Source organism: Blautia sp. HCN-1074 (genome assembly GCF_037890165.1).
In the GTDB taxonomy this organism is placed as follows: Bacteria; Bacillota; Clostridia; order Lachnospirales; family Lachnospiraceae; genus Blautia_A.
The window spans coordinates 26,268-44,816 of the sequence record NZ_JBBKBP010000014.1 but is presented as its reverse complement, the minus strand read 5'-3'; the positions used below and the strand labels follow the sequence as shown (position 1 = coordinate 44,816).

Annotated in this window: 16 protein-coding genes and 2 pseudogenes; 15 read left to right on the top strand and 3 right to left on the bottom strand. The window is 41.1% G+C overall.

Annotated features, from left to right (window positions below; all coding sequences use genetic code 11):
* Positions 1 to 66: 66 nt before the first annotated feature.
* The 4 genes from WKT11_RS12365 to WKT11_RS12350 all read left to right on the top strand — a co-directional run bounded on the left by WKT11_RS12365 (position 67) and on the right by WKT11_RS12350 (position 4,598).
* The gene (locus WKT11_RS12365; RefSeq protein WP_278277948.1) at positions 67 to 957 is read left to right on the top strand and encodes a carbohydrate ABC transporter permease; all 891 of its coding nucleotides are present in this window, start codon (positions 67 to 69) and stop codon (positions 955 to 957) included.
* Positions 958 to 969: 12 nt separating this feature from the next.
* Entirely contained in the window at positions 970 to 1,815 is an 846-nt protein-coding gene (locus WKT11_RS12360; protein WP_340284617.1) for a carbohydrate ABC transporter permease, read from the top strand.
* 83 nt (positions 1,816 to 1,898) lie between these two features.
* The gene (locus WKT11_RS12355; RefSeq protein WP_340284615.1) at positions 1,899 to 3,434 is read left to right on the top strand and encodes a glycoside hydrolase family 32 protein; all 1,536 of its coding nucleotides are present in this window, start codon (positions 1,899 to 1,901) and stop codon (positions 3,432 to 3,434) included.
* Between the two features lie 165 nt (positions 3,435 to 3,599).
* The gene (locus WKT11_RS12350; protein ID WP_340284612.1) at positions 3,600 to 4,598 is read left to right on the top strand and encodes a LacI family DNA-binding transcriptional regulator; all 999 of its coding nucleotides are present in this window, start codon (positions 3,600 to 3,602) and stop codon (positions 4,596 to 4,598) included.
* A gap of 112 nt (positions 4,599 to 4,710) precedes the next feature.
* Here WKT11_RS12350 and WKT11_RS12345 read toward each other — a convergent pair whose 3' ends face one another.
* Both WKT11_RS12345 and WKT11_RS12340 read right to left on the bottom strand, forming a co-directional pair.
* Positions 4,711 to 5,850, bottom strand: coding sequence for a serine hydrolase (locus tag WKT11_RS12345; protein ID WP_340284610.1), 1,140 nt, complete (start codon positions 5,848 to 5,850; stop codon positions 4,711 to 4,713).
* Positions 5,851 to 5,895: 45 nt separating this feature from the next.
* Complete coding sequence (locus WKT11_RS12340; protein ID WP_340284608.1) at positions 5,896 to 6,684, bottom strand: N-acetylmuramoyl-L-alanine amidase; 789 nt, start codon at positions 6,682 to 6,684, stop codon at positions 5,896 to 5,898.
* A gap of 854 nt (positions 6,685 to 7,538) precedes the next feature.
* Here WKT11_RS12340 and rpsL point away from each other — a divergent pair.
* From rpsL to tuf, 4 genes are all read left to right on the top strand, one after another.
* Positions 7,539 to 7,955, top strand: coding sequence for a 30S ribosomal protein S12 (rpsL, locus tag WKT11_RS12335; protein WP_117674944.1), 417 nt, complete (start codon positions 7,539 to 7,541; stop codon positions 7,953 to 7,955).
* Positions 7,956 to 8,179: 224 nt separating this feature from the next.
* Positions 8,180 to 8,650: a 30S ribosomal protein S7 gene (gene rpsG / locus WKT11_RS12330; RefSeq protein WP_020993199.1), complete on the top strand. Its 471-nt coding sequence runs from the start codon at positions 8,180 to 8,182 to the stop codon at positions 8,648 to 8,650.
* A gap of 17 nt (positions 8,651 to 8,667) precedes the next feature.
* Positions 8,668 to 10,788, top strand: coding sequence for an elongation factor G (gene fusA / locus WKT11_RS12325; protein ID WP_117674943.1), 2,121 nt, complete (start codon positions 8,668 to 8,670; stop codon positions 10,786 to 10,788).
* Positions 10,789 to 11,061: 273 nt separating this feature from the next.
* The gene (gene tuf, locus WKT11_RS12320) at positions 11,062 to 12,255 is read left to right on the top strand and encodes an elongation factor Tu (protein WP_019163091.1); all 1,194 of its coding nucleotides are present in this window, start codon (positions 11,062 to 11,064) and stop codon (positions 12,253 to 12,255) included.
* 270 nt (positions 12,256 to 12,525) lie between these two features.
* Here tuf and WKT11_RS12315 read toward each other — a convergent pair whose 3' ends face one another.
* Positions 12,526 to 13,008 (bottom strand): helix-turn-helix domain-containing protein, encoded by a 483-nt coding sequence (locus tag WKT11_RS12315; RefSeq protein WP_287533971.1) that lies wholly within the window; start codon positions 13,006 to 13,008, stop codon positions 12,526 to 12,528.
* Between the two features lie 231 nt (positions 13,009 to 13,239).
* Here WKT11_RS12315 and WKT11_RS12310 point away from each other — a divergent pair, with 231 nt between their 5' ends.
* The 7 genes and pseudogenes from WKT11_RS12310 (at position 13,240) to WKT11_RS12280 (ending at position 18,530) form a co-directional block, all read left to right on the top strand.
* On the top strand, positions 13,240 to 13,434 hold the full coding sequence (locus WKT11_RS12310) for a helix-turn-helix domain-containing protein (RefSeq protein ID WP_257465675.1): 195 nt from the start codon (positions 13,240 to 13,242) through the stop codon (positions 13,432 to 13,434).
* 11 nt (positions 13,435 to 13,445) lie between these two features.
* The gene (locus WKT11_RS12305) at positions 13,446 to 14,537 is read left to right on the top strand and encodes a tyrosine-type recombinase/integrase (protein WP_340284592.1); all 1,092 of its coding nucleotides are present in this window, start codon (positions 13,446 to 13,448) and stop codon (positions 14,535 to 14,537) included.
* A 169-nt stretch (positions 14,538 to 14,706) separates the two neighbouring features.
* Positions 14,707 to 15,788: pseudogene (locus tag WKT11_RS12300) on the top strand (AAA family ATPase).
* A gap of 67 nt (positions 15,789 to 15,855) precedes the next feature.
* A complete protein-coding gene (locus WKT11_RS12295; protein ID WP_055258607.1) occupies positions 15,856 to 16,095 on the top strand; it encodes a hypothetical protein in 240 nt (79 codons plus the stop codon).
* A gap of 174 nt (positions 16,096 to 16,269) precedes the next feature.
* Positions 16,270 to 16,497: a DUF5348 domain-containing protein gene (locus tag WKT11_RS12290; RefSeq protein ID WP_055258605.1), complete on the top strand. Its 228-nt coding sequence runs from the start codon at positions 16,270 to 16,272 to the stop codon at positions 16,495 to 16,497.
* A gap of 235 nt (positions 16,498 to 16,732) precedes the next feature.
* Positions 16,733 to 18,151, top strand: coding sequence for a plasmid recombination protein (locus WKT11_RS12285; protein WP_340284586.1), 1,419 nt, complete (start codon positions 16,733 to 16,735; stop codon positions 18,149 to 18,151).
* Positions 18,152 to 18,155: 4 nt separating this feature from the next.
* Positions 18,156 to 18,530 (top strand): annotated as a pseudogene (locus WKT11_RS12280) (TnpV protein).
* Positions 18,531 to 18,549: the final 19 nt, after the last annotated feature.

Below are 18,549 nucleotides of genomic sequence, written 5' to 3'. Positions count from 1 at the left end.
AAGGCGGATCACAAATTTCCGCTTTACTGGCTGAATCTCTGATATGAGTAAAAAGGAGGGTTTCCGGTGAAAGCACCCAGAAAAAAAATGACAAAAGAAAACTGGACGGGACTGGCATTTGTTGCACCTGCATTTGTACTTCTTGCTATTTTCCTGTTTGTTCCGTTCTTTATGACGGTTGGATATAGTTTTACTAATTACAATATTCTGAAACCAGACAGAATGGAATTCGTTGGATTGAAGAACTTTATCCGACTGACTCAGGATACAGTATTTATGAAGAGTATTGTGAATACATTTGTATTCGTAATTCTGGTAGTTCCGCTTCAGGTATGCCTGGCACTTGGCCTGGCTTTAATGATCAACCGTAAGATGAAAGGAATTTCAGTTTACAGACTTGCATTTTTTGCACCAACTGTATTATCTCTGGTTGTAGTTTCCATTCTCTGGACATATATTTACAATCCGAACAATGGTTTGCTGAACTCCTTGCTTGGAAGTGTGGGAATTGGGCCGTTTAAATTTCTGAATGATCCAAAGACCGCAATGCTGTGTATTGTTATTCTGTCAGCATGGCAGGGCTGTGGTTTCCAGATGATGATCTTCTTATCCGGTCTTCAGGATATTCCGCAGTATCTGTATGAGGCAGCAGCAGTGGACGGCGCAACAAAGTGGAATCAGTTCTGGAATATCACAATTCCGGGATTAAGAAATATAACAGTATTTATTTCTCTGTCTATTGTAGTAAGTGCCTTCCAGCTGATCATCCAGCCAATGATGATGACTGCCGGTGGTCCGCAGAATTCCACCATGACGATCGTATATGAAATCTATCAGACTGGTTTCAAATACAACAAGATGGGATATGGTTCTGCAATGGCACTGGTATTTACAGTTATGGTACTGATCCTTACATTGATTCAGAACAAGCTGACAAATAAGAGTAACGAAGATTAGGAGGAAAAATAAATGTGTAAAAAACCATCTCTGCCAAAACAGTTTCTTATATATATTGGTATGACAGTGGTAGCATTAATTTTTATGTTTCCACTGATCTGGATGATCGTTTCTTCTTTTAAAGATGATGCCATGATCTTTTCAGATATTACCAGTCTGAAAGCTTTTGCACCGGCATTCAAAGAAGATGTATTTTTTAACTATAAAGAGGTTATCTCAAAGCTTCCTCTTGTAAAAGCAATGCTGAATTCACTGTCATATATTATAGTCATCATTGCCTTGGGACTGATCGTAAATTCTATGGCAGGTTATGCATTTGCCAGATTAAAATTCCCAAAGAAAAATCTGCTTTTTGCACTGATTCTGGCAGTTATGATCATTCCGGCTCAGACAGTTATGCTTCCGCAGTTCTCTATTATCTATAAGATGGGACTTTCAAACTCTTATCTTGCACTGATACTTCCGGCGATCGCAAGCCCTATGTATATCTTCCTGTTCAGACAGAACTTTATGGGAATTCCTGAGAGTATTGAAGAAGCTGCCAAGCTGGACGGCGCCAGTGCGATTAGAACCTTTTTCCAGCTGGTCGTGCCTCTGGCAAAACCGGTGTATGCAACTGTTGGTATTCTTGTATTTATTGCCTGCTGGAATGATTTTGTATGGCCGGTTATGGTAATCTCAGACAGCTCCAAACAGACCATCCAGATGGCTCTGAGCAGTCTGTTCAGTATCCAGCCGGTTAACTATGGAAATGTTATGGCTGGTCTGACATTGGTAACAATTCCGGTACTGATCATTTTCCTTAGTCTTCAGAAATACTATGTGGCAGGAATTGCATCTACAGGAGCGAAAAACTAATCGGCTGAAGCCATAAAAAATGAAATGAGCAACAACTGGAAGTATAAGATTTTTGAACGGAACAGCTAAATGGAGGATACAAAATGATATTAAACGTTGAAAAACCGTATATCTGGCTCCCGGTAAGCAAAAATGCACCGGAGAGAAAGCTGCATTTTTATATAGAAGGAAAAAAAATCCAGGAGATCGATATTCATCTTGGAAAAACAGATTGTGAGTTTTACGGATGCTGGGATGCTTCTGCGTTCTTAGGAAAAGATCTGCAGGTAGAAGGTGCAGACAAGGAACTTCTGGAAGGAATTTTCTGTTACGGGAAACCTTATGATAATGTATATCCTTATCGTCCGAAACTGCATGCTGCACCTGCAACAGGATGGCATAATGACCCTAATGGTATGGTTTATGCAGATGGATTTTATCATCTCTATTATCAGTGGAATCCATATGGAAGTATGTGGGGAAATATGCAGTGGGGTCATGTAAAGAGTAAGGATCTCTATCACTGGGAACAGGAAGGACTGGCTATTGCACCGGATGAAACAGGAACTGTTTACTCCGGCTGTGGAATTCAGGATAAAGATAATCTGACAGGCTATGGCGAAGGAACTTTGTTATACTTCTATACAGCTGCAGGCGGCAGAAATCAGTGGTCTGTGGATGCAGGAAATCTGTTTACCCAGAGACTGGCGTATTCTACAGATGGAGGAAAAACTCTTCAGAGGTCGGAAAAATTCTGTATGCCGCATATTGTAAATGAGAACAGAGATCCTAAGGTTTTTTATCATAAAGAAAGCAAAGCATTTATTATGGTATTATACCTGGACGGATATGATTTTGCGGTCTATCGCTCAACAGATCTGCTGAATTGGGAGGAAACTCAGAGAATTTCAGAGCCTGGAATGTGGGAGTGTCCGGATCTTCTTGAACTGGAAGTTAAAAATGCACCAGGGGAAAAGAGATGGGTATTCTGGTCCGCAGATGGTTACTATATGACCGGAGAATTTGACGGGTATAAGTTTAAACCTGACGGATGCCGTAAATCCGGGTATAGCTCTGTACTGCCCTATGCAGCTCAGACATTCAGTGGTGTAGATGACAGGGTGATCAGTATGGCATGGCTCCGTATGAAGAATGACAGAGGAAATTACAGAGGACTGATGTCCCTTCCAACAGAATTATCCCTGGTAAAAGAAGGCAGTGATTATAAAATCTGTTTTGCACCTGCCAAAGAACTTGAGAATTTTGAAACAGAATGGTATGATAATCTTAAAAATACGATTTCTCCTGAGGGACAGGCATGCAAGATCGTTCTGACTCCGGAAGCAGGTACTAAGGGAGAGTGGAGACTGACAATCGGAAGCCTGAGACTGACAGCGGATTTCTACAGCAATATCCTGAGTATTGAGGATACAGAAACACATGTATATTATATGAAAGAAAGAATCTCAGCAGGGCAGGAAATCAGTTTTATTTTTGACCAGGAAGTTATTGAGGTATTTGCAGAAAACGGAAAGGTATATGGCGCAGCGGAAACAGAAGAGAATATTCTGGGTATGGACTGGGAAGTTTTCAGAACAGAAGATTTAAAAGTTTCAGAGAAAATGTGTCTGTATAAATAAAGATTTTTACCGGATCAGGTAAGACTCCTGTTTCAACTATAGTCTGTCCGGATGAGAAACATGAACGCAGATCGCGAAACGTCTGCGTTCATGAGCATATAGTGGAAGTAGATGACTTTGTCCGTTTTATAAGCAATATACAGTAAAAAATATCAGGAGTTGTATATGGTAACAATTAAAGATGTGGCACAGGATGCAGGGGTAGCTGTTGGAACTGTTTCCAAGGTGCTGAACGGACAGTATGTAAGTGAGAAAAACAGAATAAAAGTAGAAGCTTCTGTAAAAAAGCTTGGGTATCAGATGAACTTCTATGCCAGAGGTCTGAAAACAAAGAATACCTACACAGTAGCGGCACTTGTACCTGAAATACTGAATCCTTTTTTTGCAGAGTGGGTTTACTATATTGAGCAGGAATTGTATAAAAATGGTTATAAACTGTTGCTGTGTAATACACAGGGAATGCCTGAGAAGGAAGAATATTATTATCGTATGGCAGAGCAGAATAAAGTGGATGGCATTATCTGTGTTACATATCAGGATGTTGAGCCATATGTATCGGAAAATATTCCTCTTATCTCTCTGGACAGACATTTTCACAAAAAAGTAAGCTGTATCAGTTCAGATAACTATCATGGAGGAGAACTTGCTGCACAGAAAATGATTTCAACAGGAAGCAGACATCTGCTCTATCTGAGAAATGGGTCAGAGATTTCCGGAGAGACGTTGAAGCGGGGAAAAGGATTTAAGAGCTATTGTGATGCTCATGGAGTCTCCTGTGAAACATTAAATCTGGGAGATGATTTTGATCTGATCAGAGGAAAAACTTCTGTGGAAGGGATATTGAGGAATTTTATCATATCTGCAAGAAAGACCGGAAAAATGAGGTACGATGGTATCTATACCAGCACAGATCTGCTTGCGAAAGCTTTACTGGAACAGCTGCAGTTTCTTGGTGTGGAAGTTCCGGGGGAAGTTCAGCTTGTGGGACATGATGGAATGCAGTGGATGAACAGCGGAAAATATCTGGTATCAACGATCGTACAGCCTGTACCGGATATGGCACGAAAGGCTGTGGAACTTTTATTAAAGAAAATAAAAGGGGAAGAGATAGAAACATTGACGATTCTTCCTGTTGAATTTGCAGAAGGAGGCACAACCCGTTAAGGGATGTGCCTCCTTCTTTTAATCGAATCAAGTAAGTTCTTTGTTTCAACTGTGAATATCTATCTGATTTATGACAATTATCTGGATAGACTGTAGATTCAGAAGATAGTGTTTATTCATTATAATATCCGTAGATAGCGCGTGCATCTGCAGCAATGGTGCTCTGGGCTGCGCCGGTATCGGTGAGATCCTGTGACATGAAGCATACAACAAGATCAATGCCTTTGGCGGTGTCATAGATGATCGCTGCATCATTTTCTACTGTGTCGAGTTCGCCGGTTTTATTAGCGGTGCCAACGCCCTCAGGGAGCTGAGCCGGAATCTTATTCTTGCGTTGCTGTGTTTTTAATTGGAAGTACATGGCGTCTGCATTTGCGAGAGTAGATGATGGAAGAGTTCCATTGACTACCTGATAAATCTGTTTTAAGAATGTTCCACAGTCTTTGACGGATGTATAATTGTCACCATTTTCTTTGCCGGCGAGAAGGAGCCGGTTCATCTGTGTGCTGGTGAAACCATGTTCCTGACAGAAATTATTTACTTTTGCCATACCGGCGGCATCATTGCCGTTTCCGAGCCAGTTTACCAGAGTATTGGCAGCATCATTATCACTGACGGAGATCATGGCAGAAATATTGCTGTCTATTTCTTCGCTGTTATGGGACTGGGCAATTGTTCCATAATTTTCGTAGACAGCACCCATGATATAAAGTTTGATCAGGCTGGCAGCTTGCATTGGAGTGTCATTGATCGTTCCATCGGAATCTTTCAGCAGGTTGCAGACATATACGGACCAGGTTCCGTTATCTGTTGGGAGTAGTGACTGTACCTGATTCAGAAGATTATCCATACTGGAGTCTGTGTTGTCAGTGAATGTGGTGCCGGAAGAAGGGGAAAGTGTTCCTTCCTGTTCTGATCCTGGAGCGGGTTCTGGTGATTCAGACTGGGCGGCAGCAGTTGTTTCTCCTGTTGTTGTCTGAACGGAACTTTCCTGTTCTCTTAGTTCATCCAGCTGATCTGCCTGGCTGATGAGGGTGTTCGCATCAGTTGAGATATCCTGTACGGTGTTGGAAAGTGTCTGTACTTTCTGCTGGAGGGTGACAAGATGGTTCAGTGATAAGAAGGAGACTGCACCCAGTGCAATAACAGCAACTGTCAGTACGCCAATCACTGTATACAGGAAAATTGGTTTTTCGTTTTTGGAAAATCTGTCAGTTTCATTATTGTTGTTATCAGAGTTTTTCATGCTCATTTGATTGTTTCCTTTCATATTAATATAGAAGAAATTGCGGTACGATTATGATGAGAAATAGCTGTCAATTCCGTTTGCGATTCCCTGTACCATGGTCTTCTGGAATTCGGTATCGTTCATTTTCAGGTCATCATTCTGACTTGTCATGAAGCCCATTTCCAGGATTGTGACAGGAATGGTGCTCCAGTTGATTCCGGTCATGGTGTCGGTGTATTGGATTCCGAGATTTTGAAAACCGGTTGCGGCACAGTAGGAATCGATGATGCACTGGGATAAATGATTGGACTGGTCGAACAGCTGTGGAATATAGGGGTTGTTCTGGGATGGTGACATTGTCAGGGCTCCGGATGCTGTGTGGGAGTTATCTCCGTTTGCATGGATTCTGACGTAGATTTCTGATCCCTGTGCAGCAGCATATTGAGCTCGCTCCATGTTGCTGATTGCTGTTTCGTTGTCTGTCCTGGTCATTACGACCTGATAGCCTCGCTGTTCGAGTTCGTCTCTTAATTGGAGAGAAATCTCAAGGTTGAGCTGATATTCGGGTACGCCGCTGTAGGTTCCCTGGGTACCGGTGGAGCATTTGGCTTTCATTTCGGAGGAGCCGGGACCGTTTGGCTCTAATGCGCTCATATCTACGGATTCGCTTTGGTGTCCGGGGTCTATTCCTACTATATGGCCGTTGTCTTCTGGCTGGGAGGAGAAAACGCTGGTATTTGAGCTTGAACCGGAAGAGGTGTTGGCTTCGTTGAAAACGGATGGTTTGGATGGTTCTTCTGTGATTTCGGCTTTTTCCTGTGTTTTCTTCTGGGAGGCTGTCTGTTGTTTTTGTTTCATGCGGTCGATGTTTGATTGAACGGTGTCTATGGCAGTTGCATATTTATCGACGGCTTGTTTGACTTCGTCGCGTTTGGCGGTGAGCTGCTCGGACATGGTGTCGACTTCTTTTTCGGTGGTGGTGATTTGTTTCAGGGTACTTTTATTGAAGAAGATAAGGGCTATGATGCATAGGAGGCCTGTCAGGAATAGAAGTACGCTGATCATGCTGGGTTTCTTCATTTTGGGGTGTCCTTTCTTGAAAATTTGAATTGTTGCTTTGGTTGTTATTATAATGAAAGGGGAGGGAAAATGCAATTGTGAATAGGGGAGGAGGGACGCGCCGGATAATATTTTATTTTGCGTGCGGTTTCGGACACTAAGATATTCTAAGGCATCAAAAATAAAATATTATCCGGCGCTGACTGTTGGCTGGGACTATATGGGAAAATTATTCCTGCAGCATATGTGGATTTATGGGAGCTGTTATCGGCAGCTGCGTTTGGAGGCTTGGTGAGTTTTTGGTGTATTTTGCTTTTAGGAGTTCACATGGTCAGTCACTTATAATAGGAAGAGAATAGTGTCTGGTCGGGATACATTTGGGGAGAGATGGCAGTTAAGATTTTTGGGGAAGGGGTATTGTCTGATAAGTTTATTGCGGTGATGTGGTGTATGAAAAAAGAAATTTATAGTAATGATAAAAATTAGAAAAAATCATGTAAATTTCATGCGAAATCCCTTGACAGCGTGGATTTTACGGGATATAATGAGCAAGCGTGCAAAGAGAACGTTGATTTTTTGCGCGTATTTACATGAATAGCAACCGCAAGGCCCCATAGTAAGCTATGGAGAAATAAATCGGGAGGTGAAATGGAATGCCAACATTCAACCAGTTAGTAAGAAAGGGACGCCAGACAACTGTAAAGAAATCTACAGCTCCGGCTCTTCAGAAAACATTCAACTCTTTAAGAAAGAAAGCAGTTGAACAGTCTGCACCACAGAAACGTGGCGTTTGTACAGCAGTTAAGACTGCAACTCCTAAGAAGCCTAACTCAGCTCTTAGAAAAATCGCCAGAGTTCGTCTTTCCAACGGAATCGAAGTAACAAGCTACATCCCAGGAGAAGGTCACAACCTTCAGGAGCATAGCGTTGTTCTTATCCGTGGTGGAAGGGTTAAGGACTTACCTGGTACAAGATACCACATCATCAGAGGTACTCTTGATACTGCAGGTGTTGCTAACAGAAAACAGGCCCGTTCTAAATACGGCGCTAAGAGACCGAAAAAGAAATAATTCTAAAAAGGTTTCATAAGAATTTTAAGAGCTGATCCTATTGTTTGGGACAGCAGGAATTAATCAATCGAAAATTCACGGAAGACTAGAACTATGAATTTGTACGGTATTCCATATACCCTGCCGGTTGCGGGTTAAATATAGGACCTTACCAGTGCGAACATGCAATAGTTATCTGCGTGAGTACCGATGATTTAATCACAATGATTAAGGAGGGAAGTAACGTGCCACGTAAAGGACATACTCAGAAAAGAGACGTTCTGGCAGATCCAATGTACAACAATAAAGTGGTTACCAAACTTATCAATAACATCATGTTAGACGGTAAGAAAGGTGTAGCACAGAAAATTGTTTACGGTGCATTCGCCAGAATCGAAGAAAAAGCTGGTAAACCAGCACTTGAAGTATTTGAAGAGGCTATGAACAACATCATGCCACTTCTTGAGGTAAAAGCTAGACGTATCGGTGGTGCTACTTATCAGGTTCCGATCGAGGTAAGAGCAGACAGACGTCAGGCACTGGCTCTTCGCTGGTTAACAATGTTCTCTCGTAAAAGAGGCGAGAAAACAATGGAAGAAAGACTTGCAAACGAGCTTTTAGATGCAATGAACAACACAGGTGCATCCGTTAAGAGAAAAGAAGACATGCACAAGATGGCTGAAGCAAATAAAGCATTTGCTCACTATCGCTTCTAATATAGGAGGAAAATCCATTGGCTAAAGAAGGAAGAGAATATCCATTAGAGCGTACCAGAAATATTGGTATTATGGCTCATATCGATGCGGGTAAAACAACTCTTACAGAACGTATCCTGTATTATACAGGTGTCAACTATAAGATTGGTGATACTCATGAAGGTACTGCTACCATGGACTGGATGGAACAGGAGCAGGAAAGAGGTATCACAATCACTTCAGCGGCTACAACATGTCACTGGACTCTGGAAGAGAACTGCAAACCGAAGCCAGGTGCTCTGGAACATCGTATCAACATTATTGATACCCCAGGTCACGTTGACTTCACAGTAGAAGTTGAGCGTTCTCTTCGTGTACTTGACGGTGCTGTCGGCGTTTTCTGTGCTAAGGGTGGTGTTGAACCGCAGTCTGAAAACGTATGGCGTCAGGCCGACACTTACAATGTACCACGTATGGCATTCATCAACAAGATGGATATCCTTGGTGCAAACTTCTACGGTGCAGTAGAGCAGATCAAGACTCGTCTTGGTAAAAACGCAATCTGCTTACAGCTGCCAATCGGAAAAGAAGATGATTTCAAAGGAATCATTGACTTATTCGAAATGAAAGCTTACATCTACAACGATGAAAAAGGTGATGACATCTCCATCGTTGACATTCCTGAAGACATGAAGGAAGATGCTGAGCTTTATCATACAGAGCTCGTTGAGAAAATCTGTGAGCTTGATGACGACTTAATGATGGAATATCTTGAAGGTGAAGAACCAACTGTAGAAAGACTGAAAGCAACATTAAGAAAAGCTACATGCGAATGTACTGCTGTTCCGGTTTGCTGTGGTTCTGCTTACAGAAACAAAGGTGTTCAGAAACTTCTTGATGCTATCCTTGAGTATATGCCGGCTCCTACAGATATTCCTCCAATTCAGGGAACTGATCTGGATGGTAACGAAGTAGTGAGACATTCTTCTGATGAAGAACCATTCTCAGCTCTGGCATTTAAGATTATGACAGACCCATTCGTTGGTAAACTTGCATATTTCCGTGTATACTCCGGTACAATGAATTCCGGTTCTTATGTACTTAACGCTACTAAGGACAAGAAAGAACGTGTTGGACGTATTCTTCAGATGCATGCTAACAAACGTATGGAACTTGATAAAGTATATTCTGGTGATATCGCTGCAGCTATCGGATTCAAATTCACAACAACTGGTGATACAATCTGTGACGAGCAGCATCCGGTAATCCTGGAGTCCATGGAATTCCCAGAACCAGTTATCGAACTCGCTATCGAGCCTAAGACAAAAGCTGGACAGGGAAAACTTGGTGAAGCTCTTGCAAAACTTGCAGAAGAAGACCCGACATTCCGTGCACATACAGATCAGGAAACAGGACAGACCATTATCGCTGGTATGGGTGAGCTTCATCTGGATATCATCGTTGACCGTCTCCTTCGTGAATTCAAGGTAGAGGCTAACGTAGGTGCTCCTCAGGTTGCTTACAAAGAAACAATCACCAAACCTGTTGATGTAGACAGCAAGTATGCAAAACAGTCCGGTGGTCGTGGACAGTATGGTCACTGTAAAGTTAAATTTACACCTATGGATGCCAACGGAGAAGAACTGTACAAGTTCGAATCCACAGTTGTTGGTGGTGCTATTCCGAAGGAATACATCCCGGCAGTTGGTGAAGGTATCGAAGAGGCTATGAAAGCCGGTATCCTTGGCGGATTCCCGGTAGTCGGCGTACATGCTAATGTATACGATGGTTCTTACCATGAAGTCGACTCTTCTGAAATGGCATTCCACATTGCAGGTTCTCTTGCATTCAAGGATGCTATGCAGAAAGCAGCTCCGGTTCTTCTTGAGCCAATCATGAAGGTCGAAGTTACTACACCAGAAGATTACATGGGTGACGTTATCGGTGACATCAACTCTCGTCGTGGCCGTATCGAGGGTATGGAAGATATCGGCGGTGGTAAGATGATCCGTGGATACGTTCCGCTTTCCGAAATGTTCGGATATGCTACAGACCTTCGTTCCAGAACACAGGGACGTGGTAACTACTCTATGTTCTTTGAGAAATATGAGCAGGTTCCGAAGTCTGTACAGGAAAAGATCCTTTCTAAGAAAGACTGATAATTATTGATCATCTGCAGTCTGCCGGTGTTTAAAGCCGGCAGGGTGTAGGAGATATAAAGTTACTGTTCACTATGTTCTCAGTAATGTGTGGACTGTAATGATACAACAATTGATAATGATACACTGTTTATAGTGTGAAACTTATCAAATTGTATAAAATGCTTGCAAATATTCTGGTTATGCAATATAATCAAGGATAGCAAGTTTAAAACCGAAAAAGGCGCTCTATAATAATATAAGAGCCAAATGTTTTAAGGAGGACGTTTTAAAATGGCAAAAGCTAAGTTTGAGAGAACAAAACCGCATTGTAACATTGGTACCATCGGACACGTTGACCATGGTAAAACAACTTTAACAGCAGCTATCACAAAAGTTCTGTCTGAAAGAGTTGCTGGTAACACAGCTACAGATTTCGCTAATATCGATAAAGCTCCGGAAGAAAGAGAACGTGGTATCACAATTTCTACAGCACACGTTGAGTATGAAACAGAGCATAGACACTATGCACACGTTGACTGCCCAGGCCATGCTGACTACGTTAAGAACATGATCACAGGTGCAGCTCAGATGGATGGTGCTATCCTCGTTGTTGCTGCTACAGATGGTGTTATGGCTCAGACTAAAGAGCACATCCTTCTTTCCCGTCAGGTAGGTGTTCCTTACATCGTTGTATTCATGAACAAATGTGATATGGTTGATGATGAAGAACTTCTTGAACTGGTAGAAATGGAAATTCGTGAACTCTTAAGCGAGTATGACTTCCCAGGAGATGACATCCCGGTTATCCGTGGATCAGCTCTTAAAGCTCTTGAAGATCCGAGCAGCGAATGGGGCGACAAGATCATGGAACTTATGGATGCTGTTGACAGCTACATTCCAGACCCACAGCGTGATACAGATAAACCATTCGTAATGCCTGTAGAGGACGTATTCTCTATCACAGGACGTGGTACAGTTGCTACTGGTAGAGTAGAGGCTGGTGTACTTCACGTATCTGACGAAGTTGAAATCGTTGGTATCAAAGAAGAAACACGTAAAGTTGTTGTAACTGGTATCGAAATGTTCCGTAAACTCCTTGATGAAGCTCAGGCTGGTGATAACATCGGTGCACTTCTTCGTGGTGTTCAGAGAAACGAAATCGAGCGTGGACAGGTTCTTGCTAAACCAGGAACACTTACATGCCATACAAAATTCACAGCTCAGGTTTACGTTCTGACAAAAGATGAAGGTGGACGTCATACTCCATTCTTCAACAACTATCGTCCACAGTTCTACTTCAGAACAACAGACGTAACAGGTGTTTGCAACCTTCCAGAAGGAACAGAAATGTGCATGCCTGGAGATAACATCGAAATGACAATCGAACTGATCCACCCAATCGCTATGGCTCAGGGTCTTACTTTCGCTATCCGTGAAGGTGGACGTACTGTAGGATCAGGACGTGTTGCTACAGTTATCGAATAATTTTAGCATAACATCTTAAATATATATATTGAGTACCGCAAGGTACATTGTGTCCAAACGTAAGATACCCCGGAACCGTAAGGTTTCCGGGGTTTTTCTGTTGAGTGGAAAGTAAAATCACCTATGAGTTTTCAAGATAAAAGTAAGCAGAAAATTAATCAGTAAGACGAAGTACAAACAAACTAAAAACCGAAAAATCAGACCAGCGGTGCCAAAACGGTGCCAAAAAGAAACTCCTGCGAATGTTTGCTATTCACAGGAGTGATTTTTTTACCAGCCTTTGATCTGTTTGATCTGTTCAGCACGTTCCGGATCACGATGATATTGCAATTTCAGACGGATTGTTTCCACAACTTCCTGTCTGGCTTCATCATCAAGTTGATAAAACGATGTAAGTAAATTATCTACATCAGGCATACTGTTCTTACCGAAAAGATACATTAGTGGATACATGGAATTTTTCAAGTAAGTTTTTACACGAGTTGCATCTAACGCTCCGTTTAATCCGTCTGGAAGTGTAGGATAAATCTCTTCTTCTTTAATTGTGCCAGAAAATGGACTGGCAGAACATATCTCATTCACATCAATTTGTAATTCATTTGCAAGTCTCAATGCAAAATCAAATCGAATATTGGAATCCTTTTGAATAATTGAATATAAGGTTGTGGCACTGATTCCGGTTGCCTTTGCAATTTTACGGACATTTGTGCCTTTTTCATCAAGGTATTTCTTTAAATTTTTACCGTCACCCATAGAATCCTCCTTTTTCATATATTACAAAATTACGAAAAACATAAATCTATAAAATATCATAGCACAGACCTGAAATAAAATAAAGAAAAAATAGTGTACGAAGTTCGTAAAAATACGTTTACGAAATATTGACAACGACGGCAATACATGATATTATCAATTTACGAAAATCGTACAGATACAAATTACAGTAAACGTATTTAAAATCTGGCGAGGAAAGGAGATGGCAATATGGCAAGTTACAATTATATGATGAGTGCTGATGAAGTGGCACAGGAATTAAACTGCTCAAAATCTCATGCCTATAAACTGGTGAAAGCTATGAATAAGGAACTGGCTGCACAGGGATATATTACGATGGCTGGAAGAATACCAAAGGCGTTTTGGGCAAAAAAGATGTATGGCTATGAAATAGCAGGAAATTAGGGAGGATCAATATGGCTTACAGAGAAAAAGACACAAAAAAATGGACAGCCCAGTGGTTTGAGACAAATGTCATGGGTGAGAAGAAAAAACGCAGAAAGCGTGGATTTGAAACAAAGCGAGAAGCATTGGATTTTGAACGAAGCAAAAAGTTGAGCAATGAGCGAAGTATGGATATGAAGCTGAGCGATTTTATTGAGATTTATTTTTCAGACAAACAAAATGATCTGAAAGATCGAACAATCAAAAATAAAAGATATATGATGCAACAGCATATCGTTCCATACTTCGGAAATCAGATGATGAGTGAAATCAAGGCTTCACAGATTATTCAGTGGCAGAATGAAATTCAGAAGAAAGGATATTCAGATTCTTATCTGAGAATGATTCAGAATCAGTTGACCAGTCTGTTTACACATGCAGCTAAAATCTATGACTTGCCGGTTAATCCATGCAAGAAAGTGAAACGAATGGGAAATTCAGATTCAAGAAGTTTGAACTTCTGGACACTGGACGAGTACAAACAGTTTATACAGACAATGGAGCCGGGAACAAGATATTATCTTATGTTTGAGATGCTGTTCTGGACTGGATGCAGGATCGGGGAGCTGCTTGCGATTACAAAAGCTGATATCAATTTTGAAAAGAATCAGCTTAGTATCAATAAGACTTATTACCGGACAGGAATGCAGGATATTATTACAGAACCGAAAACAAAACAGTCCTTTCGGACAATCGAAATTCCGGAATTTCTGAAAGAGGAAATTAAGGAATTTATAGATGGTCATTACGGAATGCCAGATACGGAAAGATTATTTCCAGTCGTTCAGGAAGCAGTACAGCATAAGATGAAACGACAGATTGAGTTAGCAGGAGTAAAGAATATCCGAGTGCATGATCTCAGACACAGCCATGTGGCTTATCTCATTGAGAAAGGTGTGGAACCTTTACTGATTCGGGACAGATTAGGGCATAAAGATATTCGTATCACATTGAATACTTATGGACATCTTTATCCAAATCAGCAGAGGAAGATTGCGAATCTGCTGGATAATGAAAATGGAAATGCAGTTATCGGACTGGGAGAAGAAAAAGATGAATGTTGAAAAGGCAAAAGAAAAAGCCCAGATAAATAATCTGAGCAAGTTCTCTGATAATCAGATTCACTGATATACCATCTTGGCAGATTCAGTATATCACGAATCGGGAAATACGACAATTCCCGAATATCTGTTCATCAGAGACTTGCCCGGACGGGCAGGAGGAGATGATGAAATGAATATGAATGAAAAAAATAAAATTGAGAATTGCAGAATAGAACCAAAACTGAAACTGATCAATATGGATTCAGTAGAGGTGGAACAGGTAGAATGGCTCTTTATCCGTTTATTCCTTATGGAAAAGTGACCATTATACAGGGAGATCCAGGAGAAGGCAAGACAACGATGGTACTTCAGATTATTGCAAAACTGACCAGAGGAGAGCCGATTCTTCCTGTTACTGATACAACGAAAACAAAAGAAAAACGAAGTGATGAAGTCGATAGTGAGAATGAAGATTTAGATGCTGAAGATAATATGCAGGAACAGTCTTCAGTGTCACCTGTAAATGTAATCTATCAGACAGCAGAAGATGGACTTGGAGATACTATCAAACCCAGATTACTTGCTGCAGGTGCAGATTGTTCAAAGGTGCTGGTGATTGATGACAGTGACCAGCCACTGACAATGGCAGATGTCAGATTGGAAGAAGCAATCGTACAGACAAAAGCAAGAATGGTTGTTCTTGATCCGATACAGGGCTTTCTGGGAGCGGACGTAGATATGCACAGGGCAAATGAGATCAGACCACTGATGAAGCGTATCGCAGTGTTGTCAGAAAAATATCACTGTGCAGTCATTTTAATCGGTCATATGAACAAAAACAGCAACGGCAAATCTTCTTATCGAGGACTTGGCTCCATTGATTTTCAGGCTGCTGCAAGAAGTGTCCTGATTGTCGGGCGAGTGAAAGATGAACCGGAAGTAAGAGTGGTATGTCATACGAAGAGTTCTCTTGCACCGGAAGGAACGTCCATTGCATTCAGACTGGATAAGAATAATGGGTTTGAATGGATTGGAGAATATGATATCAGTGCCGATGAACTTCTTAATGGAGATGGAAGAGGACAGAAAAGCCGGAAAGCAAAAGAATTTCTTCTTGAAATACTGGCAAACGGAGGAATGACTCAAAAGAAAATTGCAGAAGAAGCAGAAGCCAGAGGAATCAAAAGTAAAACGCTATGGAACGCCAAACGGGAACTTGAAATTGATTCCGTAAAGCGTGGAAAGCAATGGTATTGGATGTTGCCAGAATAAAAATGGAAGATGGCAAGATTATCATTTCTTAAGAAGAGGGAATCTTGCCACCTTGAAAGGAGAATAGATGCAAAATAAAAATGTACAGATTCCATACGAGTTATTTTTTCAACTCCTACAATATTTTTTGATGGATAACTACGATGGCGAAGAAATAATCCGGTTGGGATTGGAGAAAAAACTGGATGCAATGGTGAATCGTGAAGTATACAGCAAATCCAAAACAGCACCAACGGAAGAAGAAAGAGAAAAGTTTCGGCAGGAATATCTGGACAGACGGGGAATACCGGAGAACTTTCGATGGTAAAGGTTCTTTCTGAACACTTTATTACAGGAGCGTGTCACGCACCTGTAGATAGCAGACAAGTAGAAAGCTGGTAAGATGTAGCCGGGAGTTGGTTGGTGGAGAAGAGAATTTTCAAAAGGGAGCCCTGATTCAGGGCGTCCCTGCGGAAACGCTAAATGAAAGGAGAATGGCATAATGCGAGAAGGAAGATTAGGATATAACAGTTATAACAAAAGATATGGATTATTATCATCAGATCTATGGATTGATACAGGATTTCACTGTGGAGAATGCCTGGAAGTGTTGCTTGATGATGAATGGGTTCAGACTAGAATGGAAATGAATCCTGCAAGAGAATGGTATCTTGTAGGAACACCGTATTGTGGTGATCTGGAATATATCCGGGCAAGGATACCGGGATAATTCAGTATACAAGTAACGCAGGAGTGAACCGACCAACGGGAGGAATAGCCCCCCGGCAGGGCGCAAGGGTACTTTTGATGGACGGTACGACTGTCGAAAGTGCTTTTGCGTTACTTTTGAAAAAAGTAACAAAACCGCCGTATCCGGCGAAAGTTTCTTAATATCGCTATTACTGGCGTGAATAAAAATTATGTGCCATATCTAGCACTTGATTAGAAAAGAGGTGAGAAACATTATGATAAAACGAACAATTAGCGGTATGATTGGGAAAGGTTCTCTGGCTCATAACAGGAGAGAGTTTTTCGCAGAGAATGTAGACCCAGACAGAGTACAATTAAATATTTGTTACCAGAATGAAAATCTGAAAGAAGTTTACAAAGAGTTATTTGATGATGCTGTGGAGAGATACAATACCGGGAAAAGAAAAGACCGGAAGATTACAAATTACTATGAAAAAATCCGTCAGGGAAAGCAGGAAAAGCTGTTCCACGAAGTGATTTTCCAGATTGGAAATCGTGAAGATATGGCTGTCGGAACAGTAGAAGGAGATCTGGCTGTAAAAGTGCTGGATGAATATGTAAAGGACTTCCAGAAACGGAATCCAGCGCTACGGGTATTTGGGTGTTATCTACATCAGGATGAGTCTACTCCACATTTACATATTGATTTTATTCCTTATGTGACGGGTTGGAAAGGAAAAGGAATGGATACCAGAGTTTCACTGAAACAGGCATTAAAAAGTCTTGGATTTCAAGGTGGAAATAAGCATGATACGGAACTGAATCAGTGGATAAATCATGAAAAAGAAGTTCTGGCAGAGACTGCAAAGCAGTATGGAATTGAATGGGAACAGAAAGGTACTCATGAGGAACATCTGGATGTCTATAACTTCAAGAAAAAAGAACGGAAAAAGGAAGTACAGGAATTGGAGCAGGAGAAAGAGCATCTAACTGCTGAAAAAGAAGAATTAACAGCACAAATTGCAGAATCCAGAGCAGATATCCAGAATTTAAAAGACGATAAGGAACAGGCAATCAAGGCGAAGCAAGAAGCAGAACAAAAGGCAGGGAGCGCAGAAAAAGAACTAAAAAGCCTGGAAGATCGCAGAGAACAGCTACAACCGATTATGGATAGTGTGAGCAAAGAAATCAAAGAATATGGAACGGTTAAAATGTTACTGCCGGAGGCGGGCACGCTAGAACGGGCAGTAACCTATCGAGATAAAAAAATTAAACCACTGTTTCTTCAAATAAAGAATAAGGTTGCTGTAATGGCGGCTCAGGTTAAAGAACTCACGAAAGAGGTGGAAGGTTGGAAGAGAAAATATCAAAAGGTGAAACAAAAATATAATGCTATTCAGAGAGAACTGGATGATATACGTAAAGATAATCAGAAATTGTCAGAAGAAAAAGATATATTACAAGGTGTTTCTGATAGGTATGATCGTGTTGTGCGTGTTCTTGGAATAGAAACTGTAGATACAGCAGTACAGCAGGATATTCAAAACGAGAAAGTCCTGGAAGAAAAGCGACGGATGGAACAAATGCCGAAGGGAAATATTCATGAAAGATTGGCATGGGGAATGAAAAAAAGCGAGATGGAGAATCAGCAGCGTAAGAAAACTAAATCAAAAAACAGAGAAATGGAGAGATAAGATTATGGAAAAACACATTTATGATGAAAAGAACGGATTAAGATATACTTTGCAAGGAGATTATTATTTGCCAGATTTGGCACTGAATGAAGAAGAACCGACATATGGAAAATATGGAATGTTACGAAAACAATTTCTGAAGGAACACAGATCAGCAAAATATCAATACTTGTTGTTGACTGGAAAGCTGACGGAACATCTGAATCAGATCGATCAGGAGAGCAGAGAACAGGTGGAAATGCTTATGGAACAGATGGCAGAAAAATAGGGTGTAACTGAAGAATTAAAGGTACGGAATCAGATGAAGTGGGTTAGGCTGATGAATAATATAAAAGCCAGTGCAGAAGAAATGGTGTTGAGAGAAACACTTTATATATAAGTATTGTTTGTAAAGGACT

What these genes read in the sequence shown, in the direction of transcription:
- WKT11_RS12350 (WP_340284612.1), top strand. Translation starts at nt 3,600, where the DNA reads ATGGTAACAATTAAAGATGTGGCACAGGATGCAGGGGTAGCTGTTGGA.
- WKT11_RS12340 (WP_340284608.1), bottom strand. Translation starts at nt 6,684, where the DNA reads ATGAAACAAAAACAACAGACAGCCTCCCAGAAGAAAACACAGGAAAAA.
- WKT11_RS12310 (WP_257465675.1), top strand. Translation starts at nt 13,240, where the DNA reads ATGGCAAGTTACAATTATATGATGAGTGCTGATGAAGTGGCACAGGAA.
- WKT11_RS12295 (WP_055258607.1), top strand. Translation starts at nt 15,856, where the DNA reads ATGCAAAATAAAAATGTACAGATTCCATACGAGTTATTTTTTCAACTC.
- rpsL (WP_117674944.1), top strand. Translation starts at nt 7,539, where the DNA reads ATGCCAACATTCAACCAGTTAGTAAGAAAGGGACGCCAGACAACTGTA.
- WKT11_RS12355 (WP_340284615.1), top strand. Translation starts at nt 1,899, where the DNA reads ATGATATTAAACGTTGAAAAACCGTATATCTGGCTCCCGGTAAGCAAA.
- tuf (WP_019163091.1), top strand. Translation starts at nt 11,062, where the DNA reads ATGGCAAAAGCTAAGTTTGAGAGAACAAAACCGCATTGTAACATTGGT.
- WKT11_RS12360 (WP_340284617.1), top strand. Translation starts at nt 970, where the DNA reads ATGTGTAAAAAACCATCTCTGCCAAAACAGTTTCTTATATATATTGGT.
- WKT11_RS12285 (WP_340284586.1), top strand. Translation starts at nt 16,733, where the DNA reads ATGATAAAACGAACAATTAGCGGTATGATTGGGAAAGGTTCTCTGGCT.
- WKT11_RS12345 (WP_340284610.1), bottom strand. Translation starts at nt 5,850, where the DNA reads ATGAGCATGAAAAACTCTGATAACAACAATAATGAAACTGACAGATTT.
- WKT11_RS12305 (WP_340284592.1), top strand. Translation starts at nt 13,446, where the DNA reads ATGGCTTACAGAGAAAAAGACACAAAAAAATGGACAGCCCAGTGGTTT.
- WKT11_RS12290 (WP_055258605.1), top strand. Translation starts at nt 16,270, where the DNA reads ATGCGAGAAGGAAGATTAGGATATAACAGTTATAACAAAAGATATGGA.
- WKT11_RS12315 (WP_287533971.1), bottom strand. Translation starts at nt 13,008, where the DNA reads ATGGGTGACGGTAAAAATTTAAAGAAATACCTTGATGAAAAAGGCACA.